The 15,764-nt window shown below is 67.0% G+C and carries 17 protein-coding genes and 1 pseudogene; 7 read left to right on the forward strand and 11 right to left on the reverse strand.

The window, feature by feature from the left end:
* The first annotated feature begins 284 nt into the window (after positions 1 to 284).
* The gene (locus AB0F61_RS29860) at positions 285 to 644 is read left to right on the forward strand and encodes a VOC family protein (protein ID WP_357816434.1); all 360 of its coding nucleotides are present in this window, start codon (positions 285 to 287) and stop codon (positions 642 to 644) included.
* 251 nt (positions 645 to 895) lie between these two features.
* Here AB0F61_RS29860 and AB0F61_RS29865 read toward each other — a convergent pair whose 3' ends face one another.
* Positions 896 to 1,336, reverse strand: a complete 441-nt coding sequence (locus AB0F61_RS29865; RefSeq protein WP_357816436.1) for a hypothetical protein — start codon at positions 1,334 to 1,336, stop codon at positions 896 to 898.
* A gap of 543 nt (positions 1,337 to 1,879) precedes the next feature.
* Here AB0F61_RS29865 and AB0F61_RS29870 point away from each other — a divergent pair.
* Positions 1,880 to 2,212, forward strand: coding sequence for a hypothetical protein (locus AB0F61_RS29870; RefSeq protein ID WP_357816439.1), 333 nt, complete (start codon positions 1,880 to 1,882; stop codon positions 2,210 to 2,212).
* A gap of 1,136 nt (positions 2,213 to 3,348) precedes the next feature.
* Here the strand turns inward: AB0F61_RS29870 and AB0F61_RS29875 are convergent.
* Both AB0F61_RS29875 and AB0F61_RS29880 read right to left on the reverse strand, forming a co-directional pair.
* On the reverse strand, positions 3,349 to 3,810 hold the full coding sequence (locus tag AB0F61_RS29875) for a nitroreductase/quinone reductase family protein (protein ID WP_357816442.1): 462 nt from the start codon (positions 3,808 to 3,810) through the stop codon (positions 3,349 to 3,351).
* Entirely contained in the window at positions 3,807 to 4,586 is a 780-nt protein-coding gene (locus AB0F61_RS29880) for an SDR family oxidoreductase (RefSeq protein ID WP_357816445.1), read from the reverse strand. Before AB0F61_RS29880 ends, AB0F61_RS29875 begins: the two co-directional genes overlap by 4 nt.
* Before the next feature lie 128 nt (positions 4,587 to 4,714).
* Here AB0F61_RS29880 and AB0F61_RS29885 point away from each other — a divergent pair, with 128 nt between their 5' ends.
* Entirely contained in the window at positions 4,715 to 5,353 is a 639-nt protein-coding gene (locus AB0F61_RS29885; protein WP_357816448.1) for a TetR/AcrR family transcriptional regulator, read from the forward strand.
* A gap of 1,366 nt (positions 5,354 to 6,719) precedes the next feature.
* Positions 6,720 to 7,169: a hypothetical protein gene (locus AB0F61_RS29890; protein WP_357816451.1), complete on the forward strand. Its 450-nt coding sequence runs from the start codon at positions 6,720 to 6,722 to the stop codon at positions 7,167 to 7,169.
* Between the two features lie 85 nt (positions 7,170 to 7,254).
* On the opposite strand, the gene AB0F61_RS29895 is transcribed toward AB0F61_RS29890, so the two are convergent.
* Positions 7,255 to 8,613 carry a helix-turn-helix domain-containing protein gene (locus AB0F61_RS29895; RefSeq protein WP_357816454.1) on the reverse strand — a complete coding sequence of 453 codons (1,359 nt, stop codon included), beginning with the start codon at positions 8,611 to 8,613 and terminating at the stop codon, positions 7,255 to 7,257.
* A gap of 548 nt (positions 8,614 to 9,161) precedes the next feature.
* Between AB0F61_RS29895 and AB0F61_RS29900 the strand changes: the two genes are divergently transcribed.
* The gene (locus tag AB0F61_RS29900; protein WP_357816456.1) at positions 9,162 to 9,698 is read left to right on the forward strand and encodes a GNAT family N-acetyltransferase; all 537 of its coding nucleotides are present in this window, start codon (positions 9,162 to 9,164) and stop codon (positions 9,696 to 9,698) included.
* Here AB0F61_RS29900 and AB0F61_RS29905 read toward each other — a convergent pair.
* The 4 genes from AB0F61_RS29905 to AB0F61_RS29920 all read right to left on the reverse strand — a co-directional run bounded on the left by AB0F61_RS29905 (position 9,680) and on the right by AB0F61_RS29920 (position 13,359).
* The gene (locus AB0F61_RS29905) at positions 9,680 to 10,129 is read right to left on the reverse strand and encodes a hypothetical protein (protein WP_357816459.1); all 450 of its coding nucleotides are present in this window, start codon (positions 10,127 to 10,129) and stop codon (positions 9,680 to 9,682) included. The two genes, AB0F61_RS29900 and AB0F61_RS29905, sit on opposite strands and share 19 nt — an antisense overlap.
* Before the next feature lie 218 nt (positions 10,130 to 10,347).
* On the reverse strand, positions 10,348 to 11,304 hold the full coding sequence (locus AB0F61_RS29910) for a hypothetical protein (RefSeq protein ID WP_357816462.1): 957 nt from the start codon (positions 11,302 to 11,304) through the stop codon (positions 10,348 to 10,350).
* Between the two features lie 394 nt (positions 11,305 to 11,698).
* Positions 11,699 to 11,941 (reverse strand): hypothetical protein, encoded by a 243-nt coding sequence (locus tag AB0F61_RS29915; RefSeq protein WP_357816465.1) that lies wholly within the window; start codon positions 11,939 to 11,941, stop codon positions 11,699 to 11,701.
* 293 nt (positions 11,942 to 12,234) lie between these two features.
* Positions 12,235 to 13,359, reverse strand: a complete 1,125-nt coding sequence (locus AB0F61_RS29920; RefSeq protein WP_357816468.1) for an epoxide hydrolase family protein — start codon at positions 13,357 to 13,359, stop codon at positions 12,235 to 12,237.
* Positions 13,360 to 13,472: 113 nt separating this feature from the next.
* Between AB0F61_RS29920 and AB0F61_RS29925 the strand changes: the two are divergent.
* Positions 13,473 to 13,637 (forward strand): annotated as a pseudogene (locus tag AB0F61_RS29925) (IS701 family transposase); the annotation flags it as partial.
* Positions 13,588 to 14,001 carry a hypothetical protein gene (locus tag AB0F61_RS29930; protein ID WP_357816469.1) on the forward strand — a complete coding sequence of 138 codons (414 nt, stop codon included), beginning with the start codon at positions 13,588 to 13,590 and terminating at the stop codon, positions 13,999 to 14,001. The pseudogene AB0F61_RS29925 and the gene AB0F61_RS29930, both read left to right, overlap by 50 nt.
* Here the strand turns inward: AB0F61_RS29930 and AB0F61_RS29935 are convergent.
* From AB0F61_RS29935 to AB0F61_RS29945, 3 genes are all read right to left on the reverse strand, one after another.
* Positions 13,950 to 14,333 carry a hypothetical protein gene (locus AB0F61_RS29935; protein ID WP_357816471.1) on the reverse strand — a complete coding sequence of 128 codons (384 nt, stop codon included), beginning with the start codon at positions 14,331 to 14,333 and terminating at the stop codon, positions 13,950 to 13,952. The two genes, AB0F61_RS29930 and AB0F61_RS29935, sit on opposite strands and share 52 nt — an antisense overlap.
* Before the next feature lie 3 nt (positions 14,334 to 14,336).
* Complete coding sequence (locus tag AB0F61_RS29940) at positions 14,337 to 14,606, reverse strand: hypothetical protein (protein WP_357816474.1); 270 nt, start codon at positions 14,604 to 14,606, stop codon at positions 14,337 to 14,339.
* Between the two features lie 183 nt (positions 14,607 to 14,789).
* The gene (locus AB0F61_RS29945; protein WP_357816477.1) at positions 14,790 to 15,695 is read right to left on the reverse strand and encodes a LysR family transcriptional regulator; all 906 of its coding nucleotides are present in this window, start codon (positions 15,693 to 15,695) and stop codon (positions 14,790 to 14,792) included.
* Positions 15,696 to 15,764: the final 69 nt, after the last annotated feature.

Consider the following 15,764-nt stretch of genomic DNA (forward strand, 5'->3'; position numbering starts at 1 on the left):
GCCGCCACCTCGGTTGCCTGGACCAGTGAGCCGACGGGGACCGACGTGCGCAACGCGCCTAGCAAGTACCGCCATCCCTGGTCGCTGATCGCGTCCGAGGCCGCCCGCCGACTCGGTGTCTGTCCCATGTAGGCATCCTCACATGCGCCCGTCCTGAGTCCCGCAACGCTGACAGCTTCCTAAAACACGGCCCGGAGGTCGTCGGTTCGGCGCCACGATTCGTGGGGTACCTGCCAGAGTGGTTCATGCCCTTGAGCGCGTACCACCTCAGAACCTCGGTCGCCGTGTCCGACATTCAGAAGGCCGTGGCCTTTTACGAAGGCGCGCTGGGCCTGCGGGCGTTGCGGTCCGGCCCCAGCGCCACCATCGCCGACGGCAGCCGCGTCTATGGCTCCGGAGGCGGACCGGCGTTGAACGTGTACCAGTCGGTCACTGCCGGGAAGACCCCGGCGACGCTGGCGACGTGGTACGTCGACGACATCGACCAGATTGTCGAGGAGCTCTCCTCGTCCGGCGTCGAGTTCGTTCGCTACGAGCAGCTCGAGCACGACGCCAAGGGGATCACCGCGCGGGCCGGAGGTGGACGTATCGCCTGGTTCCAGGACCCGGACGGCAACACCTTCGCTCTCGAAGCCGACGTGTGACCTCCTGGCTCGCGATCTGGTCCGTCACCACAGGCCGTCATTTCCGCTCAGGATCGCGGTGACCGGCGGATGCCGCCTCGCGGTGCTGATCGTGCGCCGCCGGATCGCCGTGACCACGGTCGCCGGGGCCCGCAGCCGGTGGGCGCCTGCCCGCTTTGAGCGCTGAGTAGCGCCGTGAGTCAGCGTCCCGGTGGGTGTTGCCGCACTCACGGGGACAGGCACGCCCGATCGTGAAGTGTCGGCCCGGCGGCTCAGGCCGGGCTGAACTGGATGAGGACCGACGCGGTCGGCAGCTCGTCCGGAGCGGGTGGCGCCTCGGTGCGCCAGGCCAGCCGTACGCGCCATCGGCGGCCCGGCGGTAGGCGGTAGGCGGCGGTGATGCCGCCGGCCGTGCCGCTGGAGAACCCGAGGATGCCCGACTCGAAGACCACCTCGAGGACGTCGCTGCGGTCCCAGCCGGCCGGATCGAAGTCGGCCGGCCCGTCCCAGGTTTCCAGCCGGGTGTCGCTACCCAGCACCACGGCGTCGTCGATGTTCTCGACCACCACGTAGCCTGGCGTCGAGCTGACCCATTGATCGAGCTCGTGCGGCGGGGGCGGTACGTTGCGCCGGTCGTTGCTGTCGTCGATCATCGCGAACAGTCGATAGTCGACATCGACGTACAGCTCGGTGTGTTCGACCAGCGCCGCCATGCTGACCCCTTCCCCGCTCCGTCGACTGCGAGGGTAGCGATTTCCCGCCGACCGTGAGTGTCCGCTTACTTAGTCACCCCTGCATCGACATATGGCGTTGGCTGAACTACTCCTGCCGCCACCTATCCAAAGGGGGAGTTGCGCTGACGTGACGATGGTTCCTGCCTGTCACAATCCTGATGTCGATGCTCGTGGGCCTGATCCCGAATTCTCCGGCCCGCGCCGAGCCGAGCCCGGACCAGACGACCCGCAAGCTCGTTCCGTACGTCATCTCCGACCCGGATGGGTTGGCGACCGCCGCGCCTGGCCGGGGGAGACCGACACCGAGGCTTGGTTGACGTTCTCGGCAGGCACAGCCGGTGCAGCACTCGCTTGCGCGGCCGGTGCATCATTGAGAGACGCCGATGAGCCCGCCCAGAGGCTGTTAACTCGACGTCAACTATGCCGTAGGAGTGTCGTATGGACCCGGAAAGGCGATCCCCTGAGCCGCCCCCGAACGAAGCAGCTTCAAGGGTGTGGAGTCACCTTTTGCATGAGGACAACATGTTCATGCAGCGCGGCAACTTCTTCATCGTGGCGCAATCGATGTTGATTGTCGCTTACTCGGCGCTGGTGGTGCAGATGCCCATTGCGTCGCCCTCTGGGCACGCAGTGGCCGCCTTCGGGGTACTGCTTGCGATCGTCTGGCTCTATGTTGGACACCGCCACCGCCGCTATCTTCAGCACGTGGACCGGCGGGCACGGCACTACCTGAGCGAATATGCCGCTACTCAAGGTGACCGCCCAAGGGGTCCGTTGTCTACCACGGCACTTCTCGCATACATGCTTCCGTCCTTGACTGTCCTTGTGTGGGTTACGTTATTGAGTATGGGCTAGTGCGACTGCGCGGGTTCGTCGCCAGCGGCCTGGCGTCGGAGGCGTTGGCTCGACTGTTTGGCTGGACGGTTGAGCCACCCCGGAAACTGCGGGTGTCTTGATACCTGTCTGTAGTCGCTAGTGCGCTTCGGTGCCCCGGTCTCGGTCTACCAGATGTTGGCCTCGCTCTGCTCGCTGGAGGCATGCCGAAGCGGAGCTCCAAGGCGCTTGGGCGACGCCAGGGTCACGGGCTCGGGATTGGGGGAGCATGGTGGGAGCAGCCGGGTGTCCTGAACGGCGTTGAACTGCATCCAATAGCGCAAAACGACGCTCAACCGCACCTGCCCCCACCTGCGGCTTCTCGTTTCTGCAGGTCATAGGGGGCGTGGCGTCCTGTTTCACCGCGGAGTGCTCCGCGGTTCTGCGCAGCGGTCGACAGTGCTCTATGTCTCCTGGCAGGGGAGTGTGCGTAGGTCAAGGCGGTGAGGAGCCGTTGGTTGGCCGGGCCTTGCATTTGGGAGCAGATTGGGTGCAGGTTGGCGAAGTGGTCTCCGCGGCCGAAGTGCTCACCGATGCCGGGCGGAGACGAGGGGCTTTGACCTGCGGTGATGGAGGTCGAGCGGTGCGGCGTGACCTCCCAGTGGATGCCGAAGTAGTCAGGCGTGTTGCTCGCAGCATGGCTTGTGTCCCCGGGTGACAGGTCGTGGCCGTCGCGGCGACAGGTCTGCACATGGTCGACGCCGATCGTACCGCCGGCGTCGGACCCCATCGTCGGTCCCGTTAGCTGAGACGCCGATCCGATGCGGGAGCCGGTGACCAGCGCATTCTCTGTGGTGACCTCTTCGAGAAGATCGAAGAGGTCAACCTTCGCTCCTCCCCACCTGGCGGTGCCGGCTGTTGGCGTGGAGCCCTCAGAGGCCCATTGAAGAGAGTCGGTCCCATCGACGTACCGCTCTGGGCCGTCTGTGCTGCTGTCGGTATGCATCCTGGGAGCTGAGACTCAAATCCCACAGCAACCTTCCGACCAGGGCTTCTTGCTGGGAGACCTCTTCGGCGAGCCCGAAGGCGTCAGCGTTGGTGCTCCCGCGGAGGCGGTAGGGCGGCGTCCACTCATAGCCGATGACAGTGCGGCGCCGCCTCACAGCATGCGAGGCGGCTCAGTCGAAGTCGATTCGCATCAGCCTGCTGGCGGCCCAGTCCTCCAATCGGGTCGGCCTGATGGTGCCAGGGTCGTGGGGCTGGTTGAGGTCGTCGACGATGGCTGCGATGACTGCGGCCCGTTCCGTGGGATCGGTGACCGTTGTCGCGTGCGCCGGCAGGTCTGCGCTGATGCCGTTCTTGAGGTGGAAGGTGAAAGCGGGGTTCGCTCGTAGGTTCGCGTACCAACCGGTCGCGCCTCCGCCCGCTCCGCTGCAAAGATAGGTTGCGCCGTTGGCGCGATAGAAGAAGATTTCAATGCGGTGGGATCGTCCGGTACGACGCCCGGTGGTGGTGATGTCCACGATTCGTTCGCGGGTTCCGGCCGCAGGTGTGATTTCGATGGAGCGCCTGATCTCGTGCGGCAGGTGCGCAAGTGGATCAGACGCGCTGCGCTCACCATGCTGGTCTGCGGGGTTCATGCGACTTCCTTCTGTAAAGCGGGGCCGAGGAGCAGTCCGCCGTCGATGACATACTCGGCGCCGGTGACGAAGGCCGCGTGCGGCGAAATGAGGAACAACAGCAGCGCAGTGATGTCGGCGGGCTGCCCGAGTCGCGGGACGGCGAACGGCTCGGGCGAGTAGAAGTCGGCGATCGGGGCGGCGCTGCCGGCCGCCGGCTCGGTGATGAACGGGGTGGCGACAACGCCGGGGTGGATGGCATTGACGCGGATGTTGTCGCGGCCCAACTCAAGGGCAGCGGTCTGAGTGAGCCCTCGGACCGCCCACTTGCTGGCGACATAGGGCGCGTAGAAGGCAGTACCGCCGATGCCCATGGTGGAGGCGATGTTGACGATTGCTCCTCCCCCTGCGCGCCGCAGCGCCGGTGCGGCCGCCTTGATGCCGAGGAAGGTGCCGGTGAGATTGATGTCGAGGATGCGAGCCCACGTAGCCCGCTGGGTGGACTCGATGAGGGCCGGCGGGTTCTGCACCCCGGCGTTGTTGACCAGGACAGTGAGCGCACCGAAGGCCTTCTCGGTCTCCGCGATGGCGGCGGCCCATGACTCTTCCTGGGAGACGTCGAGGTGGACGAAACGCGCCCCGCCTCCCAGCTCGGCGGCGAGGCCGGCGCCGCGCTCGGCATTGATGGCGCCGATGACGACGTTGGCGCCTTCGGCGTGCAAGGCGCGAACGTGGCTGGCTCCCTGCCCACCGGTGCCGCCGGTCACGAGAACGGTCTGATTGGCGAAGCGGGGCATCTGATCCTCCGAGTACGAGCGAGAGACGACAACCCGTAGAACCGGGTGGTGAGTCGTGCGACTCACCACGCCGAAGCTACGCCGCCGGGAGTGGTGAGTCAACCCACTCACCTCGCTATCATGGGCGCATGACCCCAGCGCCGTCGGCTTATCACCAGCGCGTGGCGCAGGAGAAGCGCGCGCTCATCGTGCAAGCCGCTACTAAGCTTTTCCTCGAGTTGGGCTACGACCGGGCATCACTAGCGCGTGTTGCCGAGAGCGCCGGGGTGTCGAAAGCGACGCTGTTCAAGCAGTTCCCGACTAAGGCGGCACTGTTCGATGCCATCGTCATCGACTCGTGGGCCGAGAACGACGTCGCAGACGTGCCGCCCGCCGGTGACCTGACGGCCGGCCTGACGGTGCTCGGCCGGCGCTACGCGACGCTGTTGAGCCAGCCGGAGATGACGGACCTGTTCCGCATCGTCATCGCCGAACTGCCACGCTTTCCCGAACTGGCCAAGGCGCATTTCTCACGCGGCAAACTGCCATACTTCGAGTCCGTCCGGATCTACCTCTTGACCGAGCGCGACGCGGGGGCCGCGGACATCGCTGATCCGGAGATGGCCGCTACGCAGTTCCTCGGGATGATCTCCAACCACCTGTTCTGGCCGAGTCTGGTGCTCCCGGATTGGACGGTGACCCCTGCCCGCACGACCGCGGTTGTGGACGAAGCCGTCCGCACCATGGTTGCGCGGTATGGCACCGAGGTTGACCGCCCGGGCCCGTGAGTTCGTTACCGCATCTGCCGCCGACCGTGCGCGCTGCGCCTCGGCGCCCCGGTCGCGTTGACTAAAAGTCGGCCTCGCGCTGCTCGATGAAGACGTGCCGAAGCGGAGCCCCAAGGCGCCTGGGCGACGCCAGGGCCACCGGCCCGGGATCGGGGGAGCAGGGTGGGAGCAACAGGGTGTCCTGAACGGCGTTGAACTGCGTCCAACGGCATCGAACGGGGCCCAACTGCACCCACCCCTATCTGCGGCTTTACGTTTCCCCAGGTCAGAGTGGGTGCGGCGTCCTGTTTCCCCCGGAGTGCTCCGCGGTTCTGCACAGCGGTCGACAAGGCTCCATGTCGCCTGGTAGGGGACTGTGCGCAGGTCACTGTGGTAACGAGCCGGTGGTTGCCCCGGCCTTGCAACTGGGAGCAGATTGGGTGCAGGTTGGCGAAGTGGTCTCCGCGACCGAAGTGTTCACCGATGCCGGACCGAGACGAAGGGCCTTGACCTGCGGTGATGGAGGTCGAGCGGTGCGGCGTGACCTCCCAGTAGAGGTCGAAGTGGTCAGGCGTTGCTGCTCCCGGGATGGCTGGCGCCGGTCGACATCTCGGTTCGCCTGAGGGCACGTCTGTAGGCTTGCGGCAGATCGATGTGGAGCATTGCGGGTGAGCTTGCTGGAGTCCGCCGCGATTCCGTCATTCGAGACACCGATCCCACGGGTACGTCCTGCGCAGGCCCTTCAGGCTGGAGACCTCTTCGGCGAGCCCGAAGGCGCCATCAACGCTTTGACTCGGGCTCCAGCTGCGCAAGATCCGGCCACCGAGCCGCACGCTTTCGTGCAGGTCCAGGCGCCTTCGTCGGCGGGTCGGCGGATATGGCCAGACCAGCCCAATCCGATCGGTATGCGGCTGTCTAGCGGTGTAGTGTCGTTGCTCGATGAAGCGAAGAGCGGGTCGCCCGGACAGCGAGGTCCGTTCCTTGCTGGTCAGTGTGTTCTTCGGGCTCGGGATCAACATGCTGACCGCTGAAACGGCGAGTTGGTGGGGTCCGCTGCAGCCGCTAACGCGGTACCCGTACGTGTGGGTTCCGATGTCTCTAGTGGCGTGGGTGGGCTGGCTGCTGTGGCGCGGCCACCTGCAGCGGGCGACCTGGACGAGCAGGGAGAACCCGTACCCCGTGGCCCGCTTTACCGGGAGTTGCGCCTGACCACCGCCTTCCCCGGCGCGACCCGTCTGGCCCGGCGCGGCGACGCGGTACGCGGTTGTTCGGCGTTGTGCGAGATTGATTGATTGGCGCCACCATCAGCGGCGATCAACTTCGCTGTTCCGTAGAAGTGGACGGCGGGACGACTCTCAACCAACCCCGTCCCTGAGGAGTGGAAGTCATGATGCTGCGCAAGGCGTTCGGAGCGCTGCTGGCGATGCTGACCTTCGGCACGGTGCTGGTCGTCACGGCGGCCCCGTCGCAGGCGGCGGTGGCCTGCTCGGGCACGGTCACCTACAGCTACGCGTACCCGCCGAGCAAGCCCGTTGCCGAGCTGGTCATCTACTACAACAGCACCAACGGCGGCACGAACAGCGCCTGCATGTACCACCGCGGCGCGGCGTACGGCTCCTCGGCGCGGACCTCCGTGCAGATCGCCCGGTGCGCGGAGACCTCCGGCACCGGCTCGTGCACCGCCACCGCGGTCTCCACCAAGGACAACGCCGACTACCTGTACTACGCCGGGCCGCGCGGTGTGACCGGCACGGCGAACAACTGCGTCGACGCGTACGGCGAGATGGACTGGGCCGGCACCACCTACTGGATCCACTCCGGTCGCCAGGGCTGTTGAGTTCGGTGCGCCTGACCGGTGGCCCGGTGGGATCCGTCCCGCCGGGCCACCGGTGGTGGCCGTCCGCCGTCCGCGTACGCCCCCATCAGGGGTAGAGGCAGGCGGTACGGCGGGCCGCGAGCCGCTGGTCGGCGGCGAGCGGCAGGGCCTCGGCGGTGCTGGAGCCGTCGGGGCGGGCCGCCCGCACGTCGAGTACGTCGGTCGGCGCGCCACCGCCGAGACAGGCGACCGCGGCCACCGGGATCTCGGCAGTGGGTCCGGGTTGCACGGACAGGCGGTCGATCTTCCAGACGAGGTCGAACGGCGGGGCGGCCGTGCCGGTCATTCCGATCTGGTGCCAGCGGCGCTCCGCCGGCAGCGCGGGGTCGTCCGCGTAGTAGGCGGCAAAGCCGACGATCTCCACGTGCGTGCCGGTCGCGCTCAGCCGCCACCCACCCGGGCCGGTCATATCGGGGGCGATCGCGAGGGCGATCGCGGCCGGCCCGGGTCGGTCGCCCTGGCAGCGGGACGGTTCCAGGCCCGTGGGCGGGTTGCCGTGCACCACCCCGGAGGCGATCAGCCCACCGTCGGCGAGGGTGAACCAGCGGATGTCGGGGGTCTGGGAGGTCGAGTCGGTGATCCGCTCACCCAGGCAGTAGCCGGTGAGCCCGACCACGCAGCCGGGCGGAATGGTGTAGAGGATGCCCTGGTCGCGGCGGGGCTCGCTCCGGACGTGCACGCCACCGCCGTACGTGACGGCGGTGAAGGCGGCGTCCGTGGTGGTCGCCGGGCAGGCTGTGGTTGTCGTCGTGCCACCGGCCGACGTCGCCCCCTTGGCCGCCCACCTCGGCTGGGTCATCGGCACCACGGCGGCCGTACCGGCGAGACCGGCGACCGCCACCGCCGCCAGCGCCAGTCGCCGTCGGAGTTTCCGGTGCCGCGGGGGGCTCGCGGGCCGGTCGTGGGTCGGTCCGGCTGCGCCGCTGGTGCCGGTTGGCTCACCCGTAGCCGGGGCGGGTGGATCCCCCGCAGTCACAGTGGACGGTGACTCTGCAAGGGGCGTGGCGATCGGTTCGGCCGGCGTCGGGTCGGGTGTTTCTGCCCTCGCCGGGTCGGCTGGTGCGCTGGCCGAACTGGCGGGCCGCAGTTCCTCGTTCAGTTCGAACCAACGCTGCCTCCACTGGGCGGTGTCCCCGCCGCAGGCCCCGACGTACGCGAGCAGCACGTCGAGGCTGGGTTGCCGGATTCCGCTGGCAGCGGCGGAGAGGGTCGAGGCGCTGTAGCCGGCGACTTCGGCCAATCGCCGGTAGGTGGGGTTTCCCGCTTCGACACGTAACTTTCGTAGCTCATGGGCGAAGGACGACAACGGCCCAGCCGTTGGATCTACGGGCCGCTCGTGCCGAGCCATGCCGCTCCCTTGTCCCGGTAGCGCCCTGGAGCGGGGGTGCCGCAGCACAGGGCTCATGTTCCTTGGTAAGTCCTCCAAAGTGGGGGAATCATATTGAATTCCTCGACCGGCGGACGACGGCTACCAGTGTCCGGGGGTGGCGTGGGACCGGCAGTGCGCGCTCAGCCGTTGAACGTCGCCGGGTGCGGCCCGACACGCAGGTCCCGCTCCAGCGAGCTGATCGCATCGACCTCCGCGGCGTTCAGTTGTGGTCGGTCTTGCCGAACCCGAACACCAATCGCGCCGGCGTTGCTGCTCCCGGGATGGCTGGCGCCGGCCGGCGTCTCGGTTCGCCTAAGGCGACGTCTGCTGGCCTGTTGCAAATCGATGTGGAGCGTTGCGGGTGAGCCTGATGGAGTCCGCTGCGCTTCCGTCATTCGAGACACCGGTCCCACGGGCAACGTCCTGAGCAGGCCCTTCGGGCTGGAGACCTCTTCGGTGGGCCCGAAGGCGTCAGCATTGGCGCCCCTGCGCCCCTTCAGACTAGTTCGGCTGACCGGCAGCTTCGCGGCTGGATAATCCATCGCCCCGATAGCGCCCGAATGCTACGAAGGGACGTGCCTGACATGAACAGTTCCCTTGATGCCACGTCCCTGGAAACTCCGCGGCTGCTGTTGCGCCGCTGGCAAAGCAACGATCTGGACGGCTTCGCTGCGGTAAACGCACAGCCTGAGGTGATGCGCTACATCCATGACGGTGGCACCTTGGACCGGGCCGCGACCGCGGAGCGCCTGGCCACCTATCAGCGGCACTGGGATGAGCACGGCTTCGGCCTGTACGCGGTGGAGATCAAGGAGACCGGCGAGCTGGCCGGTTTCACCGGGCTGGCGGTGCCAACCTTCCTGCCCGAGATCATGCCGGCGGTGGAGATCGGCTGGCGGCTCGGCCGCGCGCACTGGGGGCGGGGCTTGGCCACCGAGGCGGCCCGGTCCGTGGTGGCCCACGCTCGTGCCGAGTTCGGACTGCGGCGGCTGGTCAGCATCCACGTTGTCGGCAACGAGGCGTCGGCGCGAGTGATGGTCAAGCTGGGCATGACGCTCGAACGCGAGACCGTGCAGCCGGACACCGGCCGCCAGGTCCGGGTCTACGCGATGGATCTGTAAGCGGTCCACCCATCGACCGTCCCGACAGCTCCCGCCCGGCATCCGGATTTGCCGCCACCCGTGCCTTGCATCCTCCGAGCCATCACCCCTCGTGGGTACGCCCAGGCGGCCTCGGTCCAGATCCCGCATCGGACACCGACGCCTTTATCTCCCCGCTGCGAACCAGTTCTCGGATCGCTCATGGCCGACACGCCCGGTTCCGGCACGATCAGCTGGTCGACGGCCCAGAAGTAACTGCCGTTCGCGACTTCGCCGGTCTTCTTGTAACTCGCAAGCAGGCGGCGGACCTCGTCGACGGCGAAGATCGTCAGTGCCCAACTGGAGCCGTCAGGCAGATCGACGAATGCATCCGCGTTGGCTAGAGACTCCTCGGTGTCCGTGTGGCGATTGAGAAGGATCCGTGCCACGAAGGTCGGTTCCGTGATGGTCACGTACGGACCCCGGGCCGGGGAGCAGATTGGGAGCAACAGGGTGCCCTGAGCGGCGTTGAACTGCGCCCAACGACGTTGAACGTCGCAAAGGCTGCGCCCGTTGGTTCCGATGAGCCAGCGGGCGCAGCCTTGCTGATTGAGCAGGGAAGCGACACATCGCTATTCCGATGCGCGGCCTCACCCATTCGATGTGGCTAAATAGTTTATTCGCTCGGTGATCAGCCCGTGCAGTTGGGTACCGCCGGTGCGCTGCCCACGCAATTGTTCGGCGTGTTGGCGCTGATCGGGGAGTTCGTGGTGGTCATGGTGCCGCCCTGGCGATACACGCCACCGGCGGTCAGGAGCTCGTGGTTGGCCGTGACCGCGGTCTGGGTCAGCGTGGTCGCGGTGGAATTGAGCGCGGCGATTCCGCCACCGCCCAGCGTTGCGCTGTTTCCGGTGATGAGCATCAAGCTACCGGAGACACCAGTGGTAGTCAGGGTGCCTCTGCGACCGTTGTAGATTCCGCCACCACTCAGCAGCGCGCTGTTGTTGACGACCGGGCTTCGGGTGAACGTCGCGGCCGGCGCCGTGCCGGTGCTGGTGTCGACGTTGGACAGGCCGCCACCGTTGAGTGTGGCCGTGTTGCCGCGCAGGCTGCTCTTGGTCAGAGTGACGGCACCGCGGTTCAGGATGCCGCCGCCGCTACCGACGACACTTCCATTGGAGAACGTGATTTCGGTGGTGAGGGTCAGCTTGCCAGTGACGCTGACCTCCGCGATCCGGAAGGGCAGCAGCGAAGAGCGCGTGATCGTCGCCGGGCCGATCATCTCGATGGGCGTGGTGATGACCGGCAGCGCGTTGCTGAGCCCTCCGTACGGGAGGGTCATCTGGTAGGTGCAGCCCGAGGCGAGGACAAGGGTGTCGCTGGTCGCGGTGGAGTTGGCCTGGGTGACCGCCGCGACGAGAGCGCCTGGGCTGCACGCCACGGGAATGCTGATGGCCGACGCCGCAGGAGCGAAAATGACCACGCCTCCGGCCACGACAGTGACGCCGATCAGGGACTGGATGCTGGTACGGATGCGTCGGATGACGCCTACTTCCCTGAAACACAGTAGAGAGGATTCCGCGCGGCATGGCGTGCCGCAAGTGGAGTAAAACACCTGGCGCATACCACGCTGCGGAATTTTGCGCATCTCAACGAACGGCGCTCGGTGTCTCAATCCCGGTGGACGTTCCGTGCCGATTCGTTGACTGAGATGACCAGTACGACTCTACTGTCGATTGAACTATAACGTCAAGTTATCATTTCGGGGCTACTTGGAAAATTATTCGAGTTGGCTCTCCAGGGTCTGGCCAGCGAGAATGGTGTTTTCGGCCGTTGGGTATGGACTGGTTTCCGACTCTCTATCGATGGCAGAACTTGAAATGAATTTCTGACCCCTCCCGGTCGTCACGACCGAGTGCGCCGCTTGCTTTGAGCGGTGTAGCCGGCGTCAGGGTGCCGATTCAGAGCCGTGGGCGTAAGGTGAACGGAAAGAATTTCGTGGACCGGAGTTGCCCCGGTTGCTGCACGCTGCCCATCAGCAGCTACAAGGACCTATCGTCGGAACGCTCGGGAGTCATGCTCCACACCCCGAGCCGGTCGATGTCATCATCGCCGAGACTCTCCGGCTGCGGGAAGCGATCGAGCAGTGCGTCATAGAACCGCCCCACCGCGGGATGCGCGGCGAACACTTCCTGTGCGCCGTCGCCCCAGCGCTCCAGCTTTGCTCGCGCCTCGGCCGCAGTGACCGGTTGGTCCTCGTGCCAGACGTACAGGTCAAAACTCACCGCAACCCCAAGTGCCTCAGCCAGACCGGCGACGACGGCCTAGGTCCCGCGAACGTGCGCGAGAACCCGTGCACGGTCTGCCGCGGACCGTGATCGCAACGGACAGCGTGGGCAGCAGTACCGACACCTCCTTGAGTTCGACGAGATGTCGCAATCCGGTGTTGGTGAGGCTTCAGCGGTGCGGCGATGGCATCCATCGGGTGAGTTATACCGACGAGTTCCTCCTCGGCGGAGGCCCTCACCATCTGGTCAGCGTTGGACATCAGTTGATGTCAGAGCGCTGCGCGAACGGGTCACACTGGCGCGCGCAGCGGGCGGAAGAACGCTCGCAGCTCCTCGGCGAGCAGCCGCGGCTCCTCGATGGCCGGGAAATGTCCGCCGCGCGGCAGCTCGGTCCAGCGTTCGACCTGGTAGAAGCGCTCGGCCAGCTCACGCGGCGGCTTAGGCAGCGGTACGAACTCGTTGGGGAAGAGCGCGAAGCCGGCCGGCACCGGGATTCGCTCGGTCACCGGCGTGGGTTGCCGGCGGTGCTCGTAGTACATCCGGATCGACGGCGTAATGGTGCCCGTGACCCAGTAGAGCGTGAGCGTCGCGAGGAGGTGCGCACGGCCGATCCGTGCGTCGACGTCGCCGTGACTGTCCGACCAGTCGCGGTACTTCTCGACGATCCAGCCGGCCAGCCCGGCGGGGGAGTCGGTCAATCCGTACCCCAAGGTCTGGGGTTTCGTCGCGTGTTGATGTGCATAAGCGCCCTCGGCGGTTTGCCACTCGTCCATCCATGCGAGGTACCGCTGCTCCGCGTCGCTCCACGGCTGCTGCGGCCGCGGCATCGCCGTGGCGCTCAGGAGGATGCCGGTGACACTCCTCGGATGCAGCTTGGCGAGCTGCGTGGTGACGCCCGCGCCGAGGTCGCTGCCGTGGGCGGCGAACGTGCGGTAGCCGAGCCCCTCGGTCATCAGCCGATGCCAGCGGTCCGCGACGACGGCGTTGACCACGCCCGGGGATGTCGGCCAGTCGGAGAACCCGAACCCCGGCAGCGACGGCACCACCACGTCGAAGGCGTCGGCCGGGTCGTCGGGCTCGGTGAGCAGCGGGATGAGGTCGCGGTATTCCAGGAAACTGCCGGGCCAGCCGTGGGTGAGCACGATAGGTAGCGGGTCTGGCCCCCGGCCGCGGGCGTGGACGAAATGCGTACCCTCGAACCGGTAGTGCGGCAGCTCGTTGAGCGTCTTCTCGAAGGCCGGCCAATCGAAATCCTGCCACTGGCTCAGCAGCTCGCGCAGGTAACCCGGCTCGGTGCCGGACTCCCATCCCGGCTCCAGCGGTGCCTGCGGCCAGCGCGTGCGGCCGATGCGCTCACGCAGGTCAACAAGCACTTCGGGCTCGACGGAGATGCGATACGGCTCGATCGTCGACACCCGCGAACGATAGCCGATGCACGGCAGGCGACCGCCTTCGTTCGCTCGGGCACCCCTTGGTCGACGTCGCTCAAGCCTGGACCGAGGACCCTGACCGACGGGCTGAGGCCGGGGTGCCGGACAGCGTCGTCTTCGCGACGAAACCGCAGCTGGCACGCTGCCTCATCGAAACAGCCGTGGTCGGCGGGTTGCCCTGCCGGTGGGGCGCCGGCGACGAGGCATACGGCGGTGACCCGCAGCTGGCCGCGGCCTTGCGAGGCCAATCTGGGTTACGTCCTCGCGGTCGCCTGCTCGTACCGCGTGCCGACCGACCTCGGTATCCAACGGGCCGACCGAATCGCCGCCGAGCTACCGAAACGGGCGTGGCAGCGGATCTCCGCCGGCGACGAGGTGAAAGGACACCGCTACTACGACTGGGCGTTCATCACCCTGCCGCAGGCCACCGACCGGCACGACGGTCATCACTGGCTGCTGATCCGCCGCAACCGCACCACCGCCGAGCTGGCGTTCTACCGCTGCTGGTCACCCGAACTCGTCCCGCTACACCACCTGGTCGGCGTCGCCGGCAAGCGGTGGACGGCGGTGAACGGTCAGCAGGAGTGCGTCTGCCAACTCACCTTCGTGGCGAACATGGGCACATAGAGGTCCCCGCCCGAACCGGGGCGGGCGCACAGCACGCCAGACAGCTGCGACCCGAGGTAGTTGTAGGACCAGGTGATCTCGGCGTTCCGGGATGTGTAGTTGTAGAAGTTGAAGGCCGGGACGTTGCCGGACCACTCGCCGCTGGTCACCAGAGACGGAGTCGCCGTCGGGCCCTCCGGCGGGTGATCCCAGTTGGGCCAGATGCAGAACGTGCCCTGTGGGCAGTTGCCGGCTGACCAGTTCGACGGTTGAAAGGTTGCCGCCGAGGCGGCGGGGGCGGTGGCCAGCACGCCCGCGACGGACGCGGCGACGGCGATGGATTTCAACAGCATCGTTCACCCACTTTGATAGACGTCAATGGATTGTTTTACGCTACCCTGGGAAAGTTGAACGGGCAAGCAGTTGAGGGTGCGCGTCATGGTGGGTGAGAAGCGCGCGAGACTGACGGCTTGACGGAGGACAGGTACGGACACGTCGAGACCGATGCCGCTGCCGTGCGACTCATGCTCGGCGCCGGCGAGGATCCCGAGACGGTAACCAACGTCGATGCGTTCATCCACCTTGCGAACGGCATCGTGGTGGAGTACGAACTGGTCGGCACTCACACAGCGACCGGAACAACCGCCTCGACGAGCGGGACCGGTCGGTAGCCTGAGCGCTGCTGCGCCCGGGATGCCTGTGGTCGGCCATGATGCTTTCCGGTCCCCAATCGGGCGACGTCCGCTCATGCCGTAAACAGTGCGCGACCATCCGCCAGTCACTCCGCGAGGCCGCAGGCAGTGCTCGGCTCACCGGCCGGGTCGCTGCCGCTCCGGGGACGACCCGGCCGGAATCTTCAGAACAGCGAGGAAGGCGTTTACCGCGGGGGTCCGGCCCAGGCGGCTCCAGACGAGATGCTCGACCCGGGCCGGCGCATCGGCGACCGCAATGGCGGTCACGCCGGTGAGCCGCGGCACGTAGGTGGAGGCGAGCATGGCGACGCCGAGACCCGCAGCGACGAGGTCAGCCATCAGGTCGGCGGCGGTCACCTCGAACGCGACGTCGCGGGTCAGGCCGGCGGCGGAGAATGCCTGATCGGTCTGGGCGCGTCCGGCGCTTCCCACCGGAAAGTCCACGAAGACCTCGGCAGCGAGCCGGTCGAGGTCGACTGCCGTTTCCCGCGCGAGCGGATGATCCGGGGCGACCAGGGCGACGAGCCTGTCCCGGGCGAGTTCGTGCGCGTCGACGCCCTTCGGGTGGACCTTTTCCGGCAGCCCCAGGAACGCCACGTCCATGACGCCCTCCTTGACCTGCTCCACGAGTTCGTCGCTCCCGCCGACGCGCAGGCCGACGCGCACGTACGGGTACCGCTCCCGGAACACGCGAAGCGTGGCCGGAATGTCGACGGCCGCAACCGTGGGGATCAGACCCACCGTCAGTCGTCCCCGTACCTCTCCGACCGCCGCCGCGACCTCCGCGGCCGCGCGTTCGGCGGCGTCCAGACACTGGCGGGCGGCGGGGAGGAACGCCGCACCCGCCGGGGTCAGCCGCACCCGGCGGCTGGTCCGCTCGAAGAGCCTCGCGCCGAGTTCCCGTTCCAGGCGCGCAATCTGGTGGCTCAACGCGGACTGGACGACCAGGCACCGTTCGGCGGCCCGGGTGAAACTGCTCGTCTCGGCGACCGCGAGGACGTAGCGCAGTTGGTGAAGCTCCATCGATCCATCTTCTCTGTAGATCGATCGGATGACAAACATGCGTTGGACTCATCGATGGGTAGGCGACGA

It is taken from the genome of Micromonospora sp. NPDC023888, assembly GCF_040639415.1.
Classification (GTDB): Bacteria; Actinomycetota; Actinomycetes; order Mycobacteriales; family Micromonosporaceae; genus Micromonospora.

What these genes read in the sequence shown, in the direction of transcription:
- AB0F61_RS29885 (WP_357816448.1), top strand. Translation starts at nt 4,715, where the DNA reads ATGACCCCAGCGCCGTCGGCTTATCACCAGCGCGTGGCGCAGGAGAAG.
- AB0F61_RS29875 (WP_357816442.1), bottom strand. Translation starts at nt 3,810, where the DNA reads ATGAACCCCGCAGACCAGCATGGTGAGCGCAGCGCGTCTGATCCACTT.
- AB0F61_RS29935 (WP_357816471.1), bottom strand. Translation starts at nt 14,333, where the DNA reads ATGCTGTTGAAATCCATCGCCGTCGCCGCGTCCGTCGCGGGCGTGCTG.
- AB0F61_RS29895 (WP_357816454.1), bottom strand. Translation starts at nt 8,613, where the DNA reads ATGAGCCCTGTGCTGCGGCACCCCCGCTCCAGGGCGCTACCGGGACAA.
- AB0F61_RS29900 (WP_357816456.1), top strand. Translation starts at nt 9,162, where the DNA reads ATGAACAGTTCCCTTGATGCCACGTCCCTGGAAACTCCGCGGCTGCTG.
- AB0F61_RS29945 (WP_357816477.1), bottom strand. Translation starts at nt 15,695, where the DNA reads ATGGAGCTTCACCAACTGCGCTACGTCCTCGCGGTCGCCGAGACGAGC.
- AB0F61_RS29880 (WP_357816445.1), bottom strand. Translation starts at nt 4,586, where the DNA reads ATGCCCCGCTTCGCCAATCAGACCGTTCTCGTGACCGGCGGCACCGGT.
- AB0F61_RS29890 (WP_357816451.1), top strand. Translation starts at nt 6,720, where the DNA reads ATGATGCTGCGCAAGGCGTTCGGAGCGCTGCTGGCGATGCTGACCTTC.
- AB0F61_RS29910 (WP_357816462.1), bottom strand. Translation starts at nt 11,304, where the DNA reads ATGCGCAAAATTCCGCAGCGTGGTATGCGCCAGGTGTTTTACTCCACT.
- AB0F61_RS29865 (WP_357816436.1), bottom strand. Translation starts at nt 1,336, where the DNA reads ATGGCGGCGCTGGTCGAACACACCGAGCTGTACGTCGATGTCGACTAT.
- AB0F61_RS29870 (WP_357816439.1), top strand. Translation starts at nt 1,880, where the DNA reads ATGTTCATGCAGCGCGGCAACTTCTTCATCGTGGCGCAATCGATGTTG.